Source organism: Inhella proteolytica (genome assembly GCF_016093275.1).
Classification (GTDB): domain Bacteria; phylum Pseudomonadota; class Gammaproteobacteria; order Burkholderiales; family Burkholderiaceae_C; genus Inhella; species Inhella proteolytica.
In genome coordinates, this window is sequence record NZ_JAEDAK010000004.1 from 279,257 (window position 1) to 293,197 (window position 13,941).

A 13,941-nucleotide genomic window follows, 5' to 3' on the forward strand; every position below is an offset into this window, starting at 1 on the left:
GCAAGCGCTTGATCCTTTCTTGATCTTCCAGGCTCAGCATCGCGGCCCTCAACCCAACCAAGGAGCCCACCATGCCCCTGCTCAAACCCAGCCTGGCCGCCCTGCTGCTGGCCCTTGCCGCCAGCGCCAGCGCCGCCCCGCCCAAGGTCCTGCTCATCGTCAGCAGCGAAGGCCGCGATGCCGGCAAGACCCGGCCCGGCTTCGAGATGGACGAGTACGCGCTGGCCTACCAGGTGCTGCGCGCCAATGGCCTGCAGATCGAGGTCGCCAGCCCGGCCGGTGGTGCGGTGGTGGCCGACAAATTCAACCCCGCCGAGGACCAGATACAGGCCCTGCCGCCCGAGGCCCATGAACTGCTGCAGGCGACGCGGCGCACCGCCGATCTGCAGGCCGGCGAGCATGCCGCGGTCTTCATCGTCGGCGGCAAGGGCGCGATGTTCGATCTGCCGCGCGACCCCGCGCTGGCCGCGCTGCTGGCCGCGCATTTGCAGCAGGGCGGGGTGCTGGCGGCGGTCTGCCATGGCCCGGCGGCGCTGGCCGCGGTGCAGATCGAGGGCAAGCCCCTGGTGCAGGGCCGGCGCCTCACCGGTTTCACGGACGAGGAGGAGGCCGTGTTCGGCAAGCGCTGGGCCAAGGAGTACCCGTTCTGGCTGGAGACGCGGCTGCGCGAACAGGGCGCGCGCTGGGAAGAAGCGGCGCTGATGATGCCCAAGGTGGTGGTGGATGGCCGCCTGGTCACCGGCCAGAACCCCTTCTCCACCGCCCAGGCGGCCGAGGAGCTGGTGCGCCTGCTGGGCCGCCAGCCGGTGGCGCGCACGCCCTTCAAGGAAGAGGCCAGCATGGGCCTGGTGACGCGCTGGCTGGGCGGCGCACCGGGCGAGCGCCAAGCCGTGCGCGCCGCACTGCAGGCCGAGCCGCAGAAATACAAGGCGGACCTGATCGCGATGCTGGGCGTGTTCCAGTTCAAATCGGCCCCCAATGACGCCGCCCGCCGCCAGGCCCTTGCCGTGATGGAACTGGCCCAACCTCATTTCGAGCACCCGCAGCTGCGCCTGACGCTGGCGCAGGCCCATGCCGCGCTGGGCGAGCCGGCGCGCGCCCGCGCGCTGCTGCAAGCCCTGCTGGCCGGCAAGCTGGACGAGCGCGAACGCGCCGCCGCGCAGCAGGCGTTGGCCGCCCTGCCCTCGAGCTGATGCCGCCACTGCACGTCCTGCTGGTCGAAGACCACGCGCCCTTGCGCGAGCAGGTGGCGGCCGCCTTGCGCGGCGCCGGCCACCGCGTCAGCGAGGCCGCCGATGGCCGGCTGGCGCTGCAGCAGGCGCTCGACGAACTGCCCGATGTGCTGGTGCTGGACCTGGGCCTGCCCGGGCTCGACGGGTTGCAGGTCTGTGCGCGCCTGCGCGCCCAGGCCGCCCACCATGTGCCGGTGCTGATGCTGACCGCGCGCGACGCCCTGCCCGACAAGCTGCAGGGCTTTGCCGCCGGCAGCGACGACTACCTCGTCAAGCCCTTCGCCGCGGCGGAGTTGCTGGCGCGCGTGCAGGCGCTGGCGATGCGCCGCGGCGCCGGCCAGGACTATCTGCTGCGCCTGGGCCCGCTGGCCCTGGACCGCCGCGCCGGCCAGGCCTGGCGTGACGACCAGGCACTGACGCTACCGCCCACGCCCTTGGCCATCCTGCGCCTGCTGATGGAGGCGCACCCGCGCGCGCTGACGCGCAGCGAGCTGATCCGTCGGCTCTGGGACGACGACCCGCCCGATTCGGACCCGCTGCGCAGCCACATCCACAGCTTGCGCGCAGTGCTGGACCGGCCCTTCGCCACTGCGCTGCTGAAGACCGTGCACGGCCTGGGCTTCCGGCTGGACCTGCCATGAACTTCCGCCGCCGCCTGCTGCTCGCCTTCTGGCTGCTGGCCCTGGGCATCAGCCTGCTCTTCAGCCTGTTCGCGATGGTCTTTGCCTACACGGTGGAAGACCGCTTTCTGGAGCGCCAGCTGGAGCAGGAAGGCGCGCGCCTGAGCGCCGCGCGCGCCCGGACCGGCGCCTGGCCGGCGCCCAGCGCGCCGCAGTTCCGCCTGCTGGCGCAGGCCGCCGAGCTGCCCGATGGCCTGTCCGCCCAGCTGGCCGCCGAGCCCCAGCGGCGCGAGTTCAGCGGCGCCGCCGGCCGCCATTACCACCTGCTGCAGCTGGACGGCGCCTGGCTGCTGGCCGAGGTGAGCGACTGGCTGGTGGTGCGCCCGCAGCGTGAGGGCTTGCTGGGCTGGCTGGCGCTCTGGACCCTGGGCATGCTGGCCGCCGCCCTGGCCCTGGGCGCCTGGCTGGCGCGCCGGCTCTCCAAACCGCTGCAGGGCCTGGCCGCACGCCTGCAGCAGGGCCGCCCCGAGGCCCTGCCGCAAGACCTCAGCGCCGGCCTCGGGGCCGACGAAGTGGGCCAGCTGGCGCGTGCGCTCGACGCCCTGCATGCGCGCACCCAGGCCTTCATCGCACGCGAGCAGGCCTTCACGCGCGACGCCAGCCACGAGCTGCGCACCCCACTGGCGGTGCTCAAGCTGGCGCTGGAGGATGCCCAGCCGGACGCCCGGCAGCTGGCCCGCATGCGCCGCGCCGCACAGCAGCTCGAGCAGACGCTCGACAGCCTGCTCTGGCTGGCCCGCGAGCCCGGCGCCGACGCCCCGGCCGAGTGCGCGCCCCTGCCGCTGATCGAGCAATGGGCGCTGGACCAGGCCGAGACCCTGGAGGGCCGGCCGCTGCAGCTGGACCTGCCGCGCACCCACCGCCTGGCCCTGCCCGAGCCGGTGGCGCGCCTGGTGCTGGGCAATCTGCTCGGCAACGCCCTGGCACATGGCCGGGGCGCCATTCACATTGGCGTCGCAGCCGATGGCGCCCTGTGCATCCGCAACCCCAGCCCCGCGCTGCCAGCGGGCATCGGCCAGCCCTTTGTGAAGGGCGAATCCAGCACCGGCATCGGCCTGGGCCTGGCCATCGTGCAAGGCCTGCTGGAACGCCATGGCGCGCGCCTGGCGTTGGAGCATCAGCAGGGCTGGACGGAGCTCAGGCTGTGGGCAGCGGGCCTCAGCGCGGACCGCGCCCGACCAGACGCTGCAGGAACACCCACAGCCGCCGCCACAGCCCGGCCTCGAAGGCCATGAAGCGGGCCAGCCAGGGCGGCAGGCCCTCGGATTCGAAGCGGCTCTGCGCCTGCTCGCGCGTCTGACCCGAAAACACCACGGCCTTGTAGACCACGATGCCGAGCTTGATCTCCAGCGCAATCAGTAAGGCCAAGCCAAACCAGCGCAGGCCGACGAGTGCATCCAGCCACTGGCGTCCCTCGGCGGGCATCAGCTTGTCCAGCGCCCAGATGCCCAGGCAGGCCAGGGCCAGGGCCTGAACGCAGGCGGCCTTGCCCTTGTGGCGGTAGCAGACCAGGTAGAGCAGCGGGATGACGACGACGAAGTCGAACAGCAGCACCGCTTCCAGCCAGGGGGCGTCGGTCCAGCCCTGGGCCCAGACGGAGCTCAGATCGCCCAGCGCCAACAGCAGGGCGGCCGGCACGAACCAATGGCGCAGCAGCCAGGGGCGCTCAGGGGGTAGGGCTGGCAGGGTGTGCATCGGGAGTTCCTGGGGCGGGGGCTTGCAGGCGGCGCGCCGTGCGCCAGGCCGCCACGCCCGGCGCCAGCCAGAGCGAGAGCCAGGCGCCGGCCAGCGTGGCCAGCGCCGCGGCGTTCAGCGGCGAGCGCGTGACCCAGACCACCAGGCCCCAGCCGATCAGCGTCAGCAGCGTGGCGCAGACCAGATAGGTCCAGAGCAGCTGCCACAGGAAGGTGTGCAGCAATGAGGCCCAGGCCACGCCCTGCAGCCGCATGCGCCCGCCCCGAAAGGCGAGCGCGCAGGCCACTGCCGCCACGGCCCCGGTGCCCAGCAGCAGCAGGCCCCAGTTCATGTCGTCCTGCGGCGCGCGGCCGCGCAGGAAGAGCATCAGGATCAGCGAACAGGCCAGCGCACTGGCGGCGAACACGACCCGCAGCAGCTGGCTCGGCACTGGCATCGGCTCAGACCCCGTAGAAGTGGAACGCGGTCGGCGGCCGGCGGCCGCTGATCAGTTCAGCCAGCGCATGCCCGCTGCCGGCGCCATGCGTCCAGCCCAGGGTGCCGTGGCCGCAGTTGAACCACAGCTTGTCCACCTTCTTGCTGCGCCCGATGTAGGGGATGTTGGTGGGCGTGCTGGGGCGCAGGCCGGTCCAGTAGTTCGGCTCGCTCAGGTCGGCCACGCCGGGGAAGAGCTCTTCATAGCGGCGGATCAGGGCTTCACAGCGCGTGCGGCTGGTGGCGGAGTTCAGGCTGGTGTCCAGGCCCACCAGCTCGGCTGTGCCGGCGATGCGGATGCGGTCGCCCAGGCGGCTGATGGCGATCTTGCGCGTGTCGTCCAGCAGGCTCACGGTGCTGGCCTGCTCGGGCTTCTTCAGGCGCAGCGTGGCCGAGTAGCCCTTGGCCGGGTAGATGTTCAGGCAGTCGGCCACCGGGTTGACGAGCGCCGGCGCGTAGCTGGCCAGCGCCACCACATAGGCGTCGCCGGTGATCGTCTCGGTCTGTCCCTGGGCGTTCTTCACGCGCACGCCGCTGATGGCCTGGCCCTGCTTCTCCAGCGCCAGGATGTGGGTGTTGAAGCGCTTCTCGGCGCCGCGCTCGAAGCACTTCTGCGCCAGCTTCTGCGTGAAGACCAGGGCGTCGCCCGATTCGTCGCTGGGCGTGTAAGTGCCGCCGAAGATGCGCGGGCCGAAGGTGGCGAGCGCGGGTTCGACCTTCAGCACCTCTTCGCGGCTGAGCACGCGGCGGTCCACGCCGTGGCGGCGCATCACCTCGGCGCCGGCCACGCCGTTGTCGAAGTCCTGCTGACTGCTGAAGAAGTGCAGGATGCCCTTCTCCAGGCGGTTGTATTCGATGCCGGTGGCCGGCACCAGCTCCTTCAGGCGCGCGTGGCTGTAGCGGCCCAGCTGCACCAGCTCCTCGACATTGCGCTCGAAGCTCGCGGTGGTGCACTGCATCAGGAAGGCCAGGCCGTAGCGCATCTGGGCCAGTTCCAGGCGTGGGCGGAACAGCAGCGGGGAGTCGTCCTTCAACAGCCATTTGGCCACCTTGACGGGCACCCAGGCATTCGCCCAGGGCTCGCAGAAGCTGACCGAGATCTGCGCGCCATTCGCATAGCTGGTTTCGAGTGCGGCGTCGGGCTGGCGATCGACCAGCACCACCTCGTGGCCGGCTTCCAGCAGATACCAGGCCGTGCTGACGCCGACGATGCCGGCGCCCAGAACCACCACCTTCATGGCGTGTACTCCGTGAACAGGTTGCCGGGCGCGCGGGTAAGCCGCCCAGGGGGAAGCCGGCACGTTAGCCCATCCGCGCCACGCGCGCCTGCGCCTCGGCGCAAGCGCGGCTTGCTGACGGCTTCATGACGAAGCGTGCCGGCGTGAATTGCTGTGCGCTTTTGCCAACGCGGCTGTTGCTCTCACCCGAAAGGGGGGTGGTGCCGGGAAACCAGCGGCGCACACTTGGTTGCAGAGCAGGCAGGCGGGCCCGGGGTGTCAACCGGGCCAGTGCCCGCAGCGCTTCAGTGCCACGTTGTAGAGCTCCCGCAAGAAGAGGTACCCCATGCGATTCGCTCCCGCACTGCATTTCCTGCGCCGCCGCAGCGGCCCCGCGCCCATGGCGCAGACAGACCCCGCGGACCTGGGCACCGCCTTCGGCATGGAAGCCAGCCTGGAAGGCGATGGCGACTTTGAAAAGCGCAGCCGCAGCTACGGGCAGCTGGAGAGCCAGCGCGAGCACCCGCCGGTGGAAAGCCCGATGGACTGGGTGCGCGCGCGCCGCATCAGCGGATAAGCAGCACCGGCACTTCGGACTGCGCCAGCACCTTGGCGCTGACCGAACCCATCACCAGATTGGCCAGGGCGCCGTGGCCGTGGCTGCCCATCATGATGAGATCGTGCTTGCCCTTGGCCGCGATGGCTGCGATCACATCGGCCGCATGGCCCACTTTGTAGACAAATTCAGCGGCGACGCCCTGCTTGGCAAAGAAGGCGCGCACCGGCTTGAAGACCTTCTCGGCCTCGTCCTCGTAATAGGACTGCAGCGTCGCCTTGTCGATCACCGCGGCGGCGCGCGGCGGCACAGCGGGCACCACCGTCAGCAGGGTGTACTTGTGGGCCGCACCCAGCCATTCGTCGTGCGCGGTCAGGTAAGCCAGGGCCCGCTTGGTGTAGGGGCTGCCGTCGATGGCGACCAGGATCTTCATGGGGAGCTCCGAGGGGTTGAACCGGGAAAGCGGGCGCGAGTGTCGCGCGCGTGCCAGTGCCCTGGCTTGCGGATGGTCAAAGCCTGACGGTCAGAGCGTGAGGGTCAGGGCCTCGCGGTAGCCCTCCTGCTCGCCCTTCCTGGCGTAGCCCCGGCCATTGGCCACCACGCGGCAGCGGCCCACCCGGTAGTCGTGCCGGCAGTGCAGATGCCCGTGCAGCCACAGATCGGCCTGCGGCAGCAGCTCGTCCAGCGCGTTGCAGAAGCCCGCCGTGCCGGGGTTCAGGCCGTAGCGCGGGTCGGCGCTCAGGCCGCTGGGGGCGAAGTGCGTCACCACCACGGTGCGGCCCTCGAAGGGCTGGGCCAGTGCGGCGCGCAGCCAGGCCTGGTCGGCCAGGGCCAGCTCGCGCAGGCGTTCGGCCAGCATGGGCTGGCCCTCCTCCAGTGCGCTGAACTTGCGCAGGTAGAAGTTGGCGGCGCGGTAGGCCTTGTCGCGCGTCTTGAGCTGGGCGCTCATGTCGGCGCGCGGGTCCACCAGCAGGTCGAAGTCGGCCCAGAGCGTGCAGCCCAGGAAGCGCACGCCGCCCTGCGCCAGCACCTCGCGGTCCAGCCAGTGGATGCCCAGGCGCTCGCAGCAGGCGCGCAGCTGCGCGCGCCCGGCCTCGAAGGGCAGGCCGTCGTACTCGTGGTTGCCCGGCACGAACAGCACCGGCTTGCCGACGCGTTCGGGCGCGAATCGGCTCAGGCCCCAGTCGGCCTCGGGGCCGAAGGGCAACAGGTGCGAACCGGCCTGGTAGGAGCCGATGTCGCCGGCCAGCACCAGCAGTTCGGCCTCGGGGGCGATCAGCGGCTGGTGCTGCGGCTCACGCTCCAGGTGCAGATCGCTCAGCAGTTGGAGGATCAAGTGGCGCCGTGACAGCTCTTGAACTTCTTGCCCGAACCGCAGGGGCAGGGGTCGTTGCGGCCCACCTTGGGCGCCTCGTGCTTGCGCACGTCCACCTTGTAGCGGTAGGGCTCGGTCAAGGCGTCCAGCTCCCCCACGGCCAGCACCAGGTCCTCGACGGCCTCGTCCACGCTCTTCAGCGGCAGCGCGGCGTCGATCTCGGCATTGATGGCGCGCTCCTCGTCGTTCTCGGGCGGCAGGTGGCGCAGGATGCGGGCGATGGCCTCATGCGCCTCGTCTTCCACAAAGCTGGCCAGATCATTCGGGAAGGCGCCCAGCGCGGTAGCAAAGCCGCCGGCAAAGGGCAGCAGCGCACGCGAGTAGGCCGGCAGCGCCTTGAGCGCGGGCTCTTCCTCGTTGGCCAGGGCCTCTTCATCCAGCTGCAGCACGATGGGGTCGAAGGCGCCCACATCCACCAGATCCCGGCGCAGCTGCGCCAGGCGGCGTTCGATCAGGCCGCGCAGCTTGGCCAGCCAGGCCGGGTCGTGCTCGGCCGGCAGCGGGCGGTTCTCGCTGTCGAAGATGAAGGGCAGAGCTTCGTCCAGCGGGATCAGGCGCGGCTGCACCAGCAGGCCGGCCAGAAAGCCGTCCAGCATGGCCACATCCATGGGGTCCAGCCCGCCCGGGGTCTGTTCGAGAAGGTGATCGAGTTCGTCGAACTCGGCGTCGGTCAGGTCTTGGGTGCTCATGGGCTGGATTGTCGGCGGGCGAAATGAAAAAAGGCCCGCTCGCGCGGGCCTGGGTGCGGCATTGCCAGTCGATCAGAGCGCCGCGAGGCGCTGCTCGATCGCCGCCTTGGTGGCCGGCAGCTCGGCCGGCAGGCGCAGCGCCAGCTGGTCGAACAGCTCCTGGTGCAGCTTCATCTCGGCCAGCCAGTCAGCCTTGTGGATCTCGGTGACGGTCTCGTAGTGGGCGCGGGTGAAGGGCAGGCCGGTCCAGTTGATCTCGTCGTACTTGGGGCTGACGCCGAAGGGGTTCTCGTGGCCCTCGGCCTTGCCGTCGATGCGGTCGAGCATCCAGCCCAACACGCGCATGTTGTCGCCATAGCCGGGCCAGACGAACTTGCCGTTCTCGCCCTTGCGGAACCAGTTGACGCAGAAGATCGCCGGGGCCTTTTCGCCGAGCTTGGCGCCCATTTGCAGCCAATGGGCGAAGTAGTCGCTCATGTTGTAGCCCATGAAGGGCAGCATGGCGAAGGGGTCGCGGCGCACCACGCCCTGCTGGCCGGCGGCGGCGGCGGTGGTCTCGCTGCCCATGGTGGCGGCCATGTAGACGCCCTCGGTCCAGTTGCGCGCCTGGGTCACCAGCGGCACGGTGGTGCTGCGGCGGCCGCCGAAGATGAAGGCGTCGATCGTCACGCCGGCCGGGTTGTCCCACTCGGCATCCAGCGCCGGGTTGTTGGTGGCGGCGATGGTGAAGCGCGCGTTCGGGTGCGCGGCCTTGCGGCCCTGGATCTTGCCGTCGGCCGGCGTCCAGTCCTTGCCCTGCCAGTCGATCAGGTGCGCGGGCGGCTCGTCCGTCATGCCTTCCCACCACACATCACCGTCATCGGTCAGCGCCACGTTCGTGAAGATCACGTCGCGCTCCAGGCTGGCCATGCAGTTCGGGTTGGTCAGGGTGTTGGTACCGGGGGCCACGCCGAAGTAGCCGGCCTCGGGGTTGATGGCGCGCAGGCGGCCGTCCGGGCCCGGCTTGATCCAGGCGATGTCGTCGCCGATGGTGGTGACCTTCCAGCCCTCGAAACCCTGGGGTGGGATCAGCATGGCGAAATTGGTCTTGCCGCAGGCGCTCGGGAAGGCCGCCGCCACATGGCGCTTGACGCCCTCGGGGTTGGTCACGCCCAGGATCAGCATGTGCTCGGCCAGCCAGCCCTGGTCGCGGCCCATGGTGCTGGCGATGCGCAGCGCGAAGCACTTCTTGCCCAGCAGGGCGTTGCCGCCATATCCCGAGCCATAGCTCCAGATCTCGCGCGTTTCCGGGTAATGAACGATGTACTTGGTCTGGTTGCAGGGCCAGGTCACATCCTGCTGGCCGGGCTGCAGCGGGGCGCCCACGGTGTGTACGCAGGGCACGAACTCGCCGTCATCGCCCAGCACTTCCAGGGCCCCCTTGCCCATGCGGGTCATCAGGCGCATGTTGACGGCCACATAGGGGCTGTCGCTCAGCTCCACGCCAATGTGGGCGATCGGGCTGCCCAGCGGGCCCATGCTGAAGGGCACCACGTACAGGGTGCGGCCCTTCATGGCGCCACGGAACAGGGCCTTGTCACCCGTCTGCAGCAGCGCGCGCATCTCGGCCGGGGCCATCCAGTTGTTGGTCGGGCCGGCCTGGTCCTTCTGCTCGCTGCAGATGAAGGTGCGGTCTTCGACACGCGCCACATCGCTGGGGTCGCTCCAGGCCAGGAAGCTGCCCGGGCGCTTGGCCTCGTTCAGCTTCTTGAAGGTGCCCTTGGCCACCAGCTGCGCGCACAGGCGGTCGTACTCTTCCTTGGAGCCATCGCACCAGTAGACCTCGGAGGCCTCGGTCAGGGCGGCGATCTCGGCCACCCAGGCAATCAGGCGGGCATGTTTGACGTAGGCCGGCACATTCAAGCGCAGCCCCTCCAGCACGGGTCGGTTCATGACAGAAGGTTCCATGGAAGTGAAGAAACGGGATTGGGTCAGCCCCTGCAACTGCCTGAGGGGGGTTCACCGAATCCCGCGCCGGAGCGGGGAGGCGGATTGTCCGGCGGCCGTAACCACGCTGTAACTCCCCCGGGGCGTGGGGTTATGCACGTGGCGCATGCTGCAATGCGAGTTCCCGGGCCCCTTCGTGATTTGTTGACATGCGTCTCCTCAGCCTGAACCGTTCCCCCGTGAAACCCCTGATCACCCTGGACGGCCAGAGCGTGCCCAGCGGCATTGCCAAACAGCCAGCCGCCGGTGCGCTGGCCGTGGCCGAACTGGGACTGGAAGGCGACGCCCAGGCCGACCTGAGCGTGCACGGCGGCCCCAAGCGGGCGCTGTACGCCTACCCGGGCGAGCACTACGCCTTCTGGCGCACCGTGCGCGCCCAGGCCAAAGTGGCCGGCTGGCAGGACGAACTGCCCTGGGGTGCGATGGGCGAGAACCTCAGCCTGGAGGGCCTGCAGGAGGTCCAGGTCTGGCAGGGTGACCGCCTGCGCTTTGCCAACTGCGAGTTGGTGGTGACCGAGCCGCGCCAGCCCTGCTTCAAGTTCAACGCGGTGATGGGCTTCAAGCACGCCGTCAAGCTGATGCAGCAGAGCGGCTACTGCGGCTTCTACCTGGCCGTCAGCCAGCCGGGGACGCTGTGCGCCGGCGAGCCCTTCGAACTGCTGCCGGGGCCGCGGGAGCTGTCGGTGCGCGAGCTGTTCCGGATGTGAGCGCGCCCGGCGAGCGCACCTCGCCGCGCTCGCGCAGCACTTTCAGGATCACCGAGGTGGCCGTCGGCCCCTCGGCACAGAAGCGGCCCAGCACCTCGTCCAGGTGCACCACATCGCGCACCGCCAGCAGCAGGATCCAGCTGTCCTCGCCCGTCACATTGAAGGCGTCGCTGATCTCCGGCGTGGCCTCGATCAGCGCGCGCATGCGCTCGAAATCCACCCGGCCCACGCGCACCACGGCGCGGATTGCATGGCCCAGAGCCAGCGGGTTGACGACGGCCCGGTAACCGCTGATGACACCAGCATCTTCCAGGCGCTTGACGCGTTCGCTCACCGCCGGCTGGCTCAAGTGCACGCGCCGGCCCAGTTCGGCCAGGGTCAGGCGGGCGTCGCGCTGCAGTTCGACCAGGATGCGGTCGTCTTTGGCATCGAATTCCATGTTCAAGGCGCTTGGCTGATTTCAGCTTGACTCTAAAAGCCAAGTGAGCTGATTGCCAGCAGTTTCTTATTCAAGTGAAGAGCCGGCTTTTCTAGCATGAAGGCCATGAACACCGCCGCCCTGCCCCTGCCCACCGCTGCCCATCTGAACCCCTTGGTGCTGGCCTGCCTGGCCGCCACCTGGCTGGTCTGGGGCTCCACCTACCTGGCCATCAAGTTCGCGCTGATGAGCTTCCCGCCCTTCTTGCAGATGGGATCGCGCTTCCTGGTGGCCGGCGCCCTGCTGCTGGCCTGGATGCGCTGGGTGCGCAAGGCCTCCTGGCCGACGGCACACGAATGGCGCAATGCCCTGGTGGTGGGCAGCCTGATGCTGGGTGGCGGCATGGGTGGCACCGCCTTTGCCGAGCAGACCGTGGGCTCGGGCCTGGTGGTGGCCTTCATCGCCGTGGTGCCGGTGCTGATGGCGCTGGGCGGCCTGCTGCTGGGCGAACGCCCGGCACCGCGCGAGGCGGCCGGCATCGGCCTGGGCCTGGTGGGCGTGCTGCTGCTCACGCAGGGCGCGAGCTTCCAGGCCTCGCCCGCCGGCCTGGCGGCGATCGCGATCGCCTGCGCGGCCTGGACGGCCGGCAGCCTGCTGAGCCGCCGCCACTTCCCGCTCGCCCCGGGCGCGACGGGCTTTGCCTCCGAGATGCTGGCCGGCGGCGCGGTACTGATGGTTCTCTCGGCCCTGCGCGGCGAGGCCCTGCTGCCGCTGCAACCCCTGGCCGTGGGCGCCTGGTTCTACCTGGTCGTGTTCGGCTCGCTGGTGGCCTTCAACGCCTACATGGTGCTGCTGGCGCGGGCCAGCACCGCCCTGGCCAGCAGCTACTGCTTCGTCAACCCGGTCATCGCCCTGCTGCTGGGCGTGGGCCTGGGCGGCGAGGTCGTGAGCGGCTTTGAATGGGCGGCGGCCGGCGTGGTGCTGGGCGGGGTGGTGCTGCTGCTCAGCGGCCGGCGCTGATCAGAAAGTCTCCCAGTCGCCGTCGCTGGCCGGTGCCGGGCTCGGCGCAGCCGGGCGCGGGGTGGGCGCGGACTTGGGCGCCGGGCTGGTCACCGGCTTGGGTGCCGCGGCCGGCCGGGCGGCGGACTGCAGCGGCGCCTTGACGGGCGCGCGGGCAGCCGGCTGGCTGCGCGCCGCGCCCTGCACCTTGAACGCCGCCACCACCTCGGCCAGGCGCTGGGCCTGTTCGCGCAGCGACTGCGCGGCCGCCGCGCTCTGCTCCACCAGTGCGGCGTTCTGCTGCGTGGCCTGATCCAGCTGCACCACCTGGTCGTTCACCGAGCCGATGCCGCTGCTCTGCTCGCCGGCGGCGGCGCTGATCTCGCCAATGATGTCGCTGACGCGCTGCACATTGGCCACGATCTCCTGCATGGACTGGCCGGCGTCGGCCACCAGCCTGGTGCCGACCTCCACCGACTCGACGCTGCTGGTGATCAGGGTCTTGATCTCGCGCGCGGCCTCGGCGCTGCGGCCGGCCAGCAGGCGCACCTCGCCGGCCACCACCGCAAAGCCGCGGCCCTGCTCGCCCGCCCGCGCCGCCTCGACGGCGGCGTTCAGCGCCAGGATGTTGGTCTGGAAGGCGATGCCGTCGATGGTGCCGATGATGTCGGCGATGCGGCGGCTGCCCTGGTTGATGCGCTCCATGGTGCTGACGACTTCGCCCACCACCGCGCCGCCGCGCTCGGCCGAGGCGCTGGCCTGGCTGGCCAGCTGGTTGGCGGTGCGGGCCGAGTCGGCCGTCTGGTTCACCGTGGCGGTGAGCTCGTTCATGGCGCTGGCGGCCTGCTGCAGGCTGGCCGCCGTCTGCTCGGTGCGGTGGGAGAGGTCGGCATTGCCGCTCGCCACCTCGGAGCTGGCCACCTGGATGCTGTCGGCCGCCGTGCGCACCTCGCTGACGATGCGGTTCAGCGAGTTCTGCATGTCCAGCAGGGCCTGCGCCAGTTGGGCCGGCTCGTCGCGCCCGGCGGTGGGAATGTCGCCAGTCAGGTCGCCATCGCGCACGGCGCCGGAAAAGTCCTTGGCGTTACGCAGCGGTGCCACCACGCTGGCGGTCACCGCCAGGCCCATCCAGACCATGAAACCGATGGCGCCCAGGGCCAGCACCACCGTCCAGATAAAGACCTGGCGCGCACCCTCGTCGAACTTTTGCTTGACCTCCTGGGTCGCTTTGGTGACGAGTTGCATCGTCTCCGCGAAAACCTTCTCGGCCGCCAAGAAGCCTTCACGCCCCGCCCGCATGGCCTGGTTGGCGGCCGCCACATCGGCGCCGTCCAGCTTGGCCATGGCAGCTTGGACGTTGTCGTGATAAGTCTTCAGGTTCTGCTGGGCCCCTTCCACCCGCTGAGCAACTGCCGGGTCACGTAAGCGCGGCTTGAGTTCACGAAACGTTTCCTGAATGAATTCGTAGGCGGACTCCCACTGGCCCTGGTATTCCTTGACCTTGGCCGGGTCGCCCACATTGATGACGAGGTCCTTCTCAAAACGCCGCAGGTTGATCATTTCGGCCCGGATGTTTGCCGCGTGCTGCGCCGCTTCCACGACATGAAAGACGTACAGACCGAAAGACTTGTTGACCGAGTAAGACGAATAGATGCCAAAGCCGCCCAAAAGCGTCAGTAGCAGGGCACAGATCAGGAACACGCCGCCGAGCCGGCGGCCGATATTGAAGTTGCGCAGCATGGGAGCAGCCTGGGTTGGACGGGGTTGGTCCACTCTAGGCCCGCTGACTGCCTCTGACTGTGGCGCGGCAGCACGGGCCGGGAAGGTCCCGATGCCGGCCGCCGGGTCTCCCCCTTGTTTGCGGGCCGGCGCACAAACCGGGGGCGGACGTGATCGCCATCACATGCCCGCAA

Annotated in this window: 15 protein-coding genes; 6 read left to right on the plus strand and 9 right to left on the minus strand. The window is 69.9% G+C overall.

The window, feature by feature from the left end:
- The first annotated feature begins 71 nt into the window (after positions 1-71).
- From I7X39_RS08125 to I7X39_RS08135, 3 genes are read left to right on the plus strand one after another with little or no spacing between them, the layout of a single operon-like run.
- Complete coding sequence (locus I7X39_RS08125) at positions 72-1,193, plus strand: type 1 glutamine amidotransferase domain-containing protein (protein WP_198110477.1); 1,122 nt, start codon at positions 72-74, stop codon at positions 1,191-1,193.
- The gene (locus I7X39_RS08130) at positions 1,193-1,873 is read left to right on the plus strand and encodes a response regulator transcription factor (RefSeq protein WP_198110478.1); all 681 of its coding nucleotides are present in this window, start codon (positions 1,193-1,195) and stop codon (positions 1,871-1,873) included. Before I7X39_RS08125 ends, I7X39_RS08130 begins: the two co-directional genes overlap by 1 nt.
- On the plus strand, positions 1,870-3,147 hold the full coding sequence (locus tag I7X39_RS08135; protein WP_198110479.1) for a sensor histidine kinase: 1,278 nt from the start codon (positions 1,870-1,872) through the stop codon (positions 3,145-3,147). Before I7X39_RS08130 ends, I7X39_RS08135 begins: the two co-directional genes overlap by 4 nt.
- On the opposite strand, the gene I7X39_RS08140 is transcribed toward I7X39_RS08135, so the two are convergent.
- The 3 genes from I7X39_RS08140 to I7X39_RS08150 are packed head-to-tail and all read right to left on the minus strand — an operon-like array spanning position 3,071 to position 5,319.
- Positions 3,071-3,607, minus strand: a complete 537-nt coding sequence (locus tag I7X39_RS08140) for a hypothetical protein (protein ID WP_198110480.1) — start codon at positions 3,605-3,607, stop codon at positions 3,071-3,073. The genes I7X39_RS08135 and I7X39_RS08140 overlap by 77 nt on opposite strands.
- The gene (locus I7X39_RS08145) at positions 3,579-4,043 is read right to left on the minus strand and encodes a hypothetical protein (RefSeq protein WP_198110481.1); all 465 of its coding nucleotides are present in this window, start codon (positions 4,041-4,043) and stop codon (positions 3,579-3,581) included. The genes I7X39_RS08140 and I7X39_RS08145 overlap by 29 nt, the downstream gene beginning before the upstream one ends.
- A gap of 4 nt (positions 4,044-4,047) precedes the next feature.
- Complete coding sequence (locus I7X39_RS08150; protein ID WP_198110482.1) at positions 4,048-5,319, minus strand: D-amino acid dehydrogenase; 1,272 nt, start codon at positions 5,317-5,319, stop codon at positions 4,048-4,050.
- Between the two features lie 325 nt (positions 5,320-5,644).
- On the opposite strand from I7X39_RS08150, the gene I7X39_RS08155 reads away from it, so the two are divergent.
- On the plus strand, positions 5,645-5,875 hold the full coding sequence (locus I7X39_RS08155; RefSeq protein WP_198110483.1) for a hypothetical protein: 231 nt from the start codon (positions 5,645-5,647) through the stop codon (positions 5,873-5,875).
- Here I7X39_RS08155 and I7X39_RS08160 read toward each other — a convergent pair.
- From I7X39_RS08160 to I7X39_RS08175, 4 genes are all read right to left on the minus strand, one after another.
- A complete protein-coding gene (locus tag I7X39_RS08160) occupies positions 5,865-6,287 on the minus strand; it encodes a universal stress protein (protein WP_198110484.1) in 423 nt (140 codons plus the stop codon). The genes I7X39_RS08155 and I7X39_RS08160 overlap by 11 nt on opposite strands.
- A gap of 90 nt (positions 6,288-6,377) precedes the next feature.
- Positions 6,378-7,190 (minus strand): metallophosphoesterase, encoded by an 813-nt coding sequence (locus tag I7X39_RS08165; protein ID WP_198110485.1) that lies wholly within the window; start codon positions 7,188-7,190, stop codon positions 6,378-6,380.
- Positions 7,187-7,918 (minus strand): YecA/YgfB family protein, encoded by a 732-nt coding sequence (locus I7X39_RS08170; RefSeq protein WP_198110486.1) that lies wholly within the window; start codon positions 7,916-7,918, stop codon positions 7,187-7,189. Before I7X39_RS08170 ends, I7X39_RS08165 begins: the two co-directional genes overlap by 4 nt.
- A 72-nt stretch (positions 7,919-7,990) precedes the next feature.
- Positions 7,991-9,850, minus strand: coding sequence for a phosphoenolpyruvate carboxykinase (GTP) (locus I7X39_RS08175; RefSeq protein ID WP_198110487.1), 1,860 nt, complete (start codon positions 9,848-9,850; stop codon positions 7,991-7,993).
- A gap of 233 nt (positions 9,851-10,083) precedes the next feature.
- Between I7X39_RS08175 and I7X39_RS08180 the strand changes: the two genes are divergently transcribed.
- Positions 10,084-10,611: an MOSC domain-containing protein gene (locus I7X39_RS08180; protein ID WP_310739898.1), complete on the plus strand. Its 528-nt coding sequence runs from the start codon at positions 10,084-10,086 to the stop codon at positions 10,609-10,611.
- Here I7X39_RS08180 and I7X39_RS08185 read toward each other — a convergent pair.
- Positions 10,520-11,050: an Lrp/AsnC family transcriptional regulator gene (locus tag I7X39_RS08185; protein WP_198110566.1), complete on the minus strand. Its 531-nt coding sequence runs from the start codon at positions 11,048-11,050 to the stop codon at positions 10,520-10,522. The genes I7X39_RS08180 and I7X39_RS08185 overlap by 92 nt on opposite strands.
- A gap of 105 nt (positions 11,051-11,155) precedes the next feature.
- Here I7X39_RS08185 and I7X39_RS08190 point away from each other — a divergent pair, with 105 nt between their 5' ends.
- Entirely contained in the window at positions 11,156-12,049 is an 894-nt protein-coding gene (locus tag I7X39_RS08190; protein ID WP_198110489.1) for an EamA family transporter, read from the plus strand.
- Here I7X39_RS08190 and I7X39_RS23675 read toward each other — a convergent pair whose 3' ends face one another.
- A complete protein-coding gene (locus I7X39_RS23675) occupies positions 12,050-13,768 on the minus strand; it encodes a methyl-accepting chemotaxis protein (protein ID WP_198110490.1) in 1,719 nt (572 codons plus the stop codon).
- Positions 13,769-13,941 lie beyond the last annotated feature (173 nt).

Bases quoted from the DNA above. Each gene is read 5' to 3' on its own strand.
- I7X39_RS08155 (WP_198110483.1), top strand. From the start codon at position 5,645: ATGCGATTCGCTCCCGCACTGCATTTCCTGCGCCGCCGCAGCGGCCCC.
- I7X39_RS08185 (WP_198110566.1), bottom strand. From the start codon at position 11,050: ATGGAATTCGATGCCAAAGACGACCGCATCCTGGTCGAACTGCAGCGC.
- I7X39_RS08145 (WP_198110481.1), bottom strand. From the start codon at position 4,043: ATGCCAGTGCCGAGCCAGCTGCTGCGGGTCGTGTTCGCCGCCAGTGCG.
- I7X39_RS23675 (WP_198110490.1), bottom strand. From the start codon at position 13,768: ATGCTGCGCAACTTCAATATCGGCCGCCGGCTCGGCGGCGTGTTCCTG.
- I7X39_RS08140 (WP_198110480.1), bottom strand. From the start codon at position 3,607: ATGCACACCCTGCCAGCCCTACCCCCTGAGCGCCCCTGGCTGCTGCGC.
- I7X39_RS08160 (WP_198110484.1), bottom strand. From the start codon at position 6,287: ATGAAGATCCTGGTCGCCATCGACGGCAGCCCCTACACCAAGCGGGCC.
- I7X39_RS08125 (WP_198110477.1), top strand. From the start codon at position 72: ATGCCCCTGCTCAAACCCAGCCTGGCCGCCCTGCTGCTGGCCCTTGCC.
- I7X39_RS08190 (WP_198110489.1), top strand. From the start codon at position 11,156: ATGAACACCGCCGCCCTGCCCCTGCCCACCGCTGCCCATCTGAACCCC.
- I7X39_RS08175 (WP_198110487.1), bottom strand. From the start codon at position 9,850: ATGAACCGACCCGTGCTGGAGGGGCTGCGCTTGAATGTGCCGGCCTAC.
- I7X39_RS08150 (WP_198110482.1), bottom strand. From the start codon at position 5,319: ATGAAGGTGGTGGTTCTGGGCGCCGGCATCGTCGGCGTCAGCACGGCC.
- I7X39_RS08135 (WP_198110479.1), top strand. From the start codon at position 1,870: ATGAACTTCCGCCGCCGCCTGCTGCTCGCCTTCTGGCTGCTGGCCCTG.
- I7X39_RS08170 (WP_198110486.1), bottom strand. From the start codon at position 7,918: ATGAGCACCCAAGACCTGACCGACGCCGAGTTCGACGAACTCGATCAC.
- I7X39_RS08130 (WP_198110478.1), top strand. From the start codon at position 1,193: ATGCCGCCACTGCACGTCCTGCTGGTCGAAGACCACGCGCCCTTGCGC.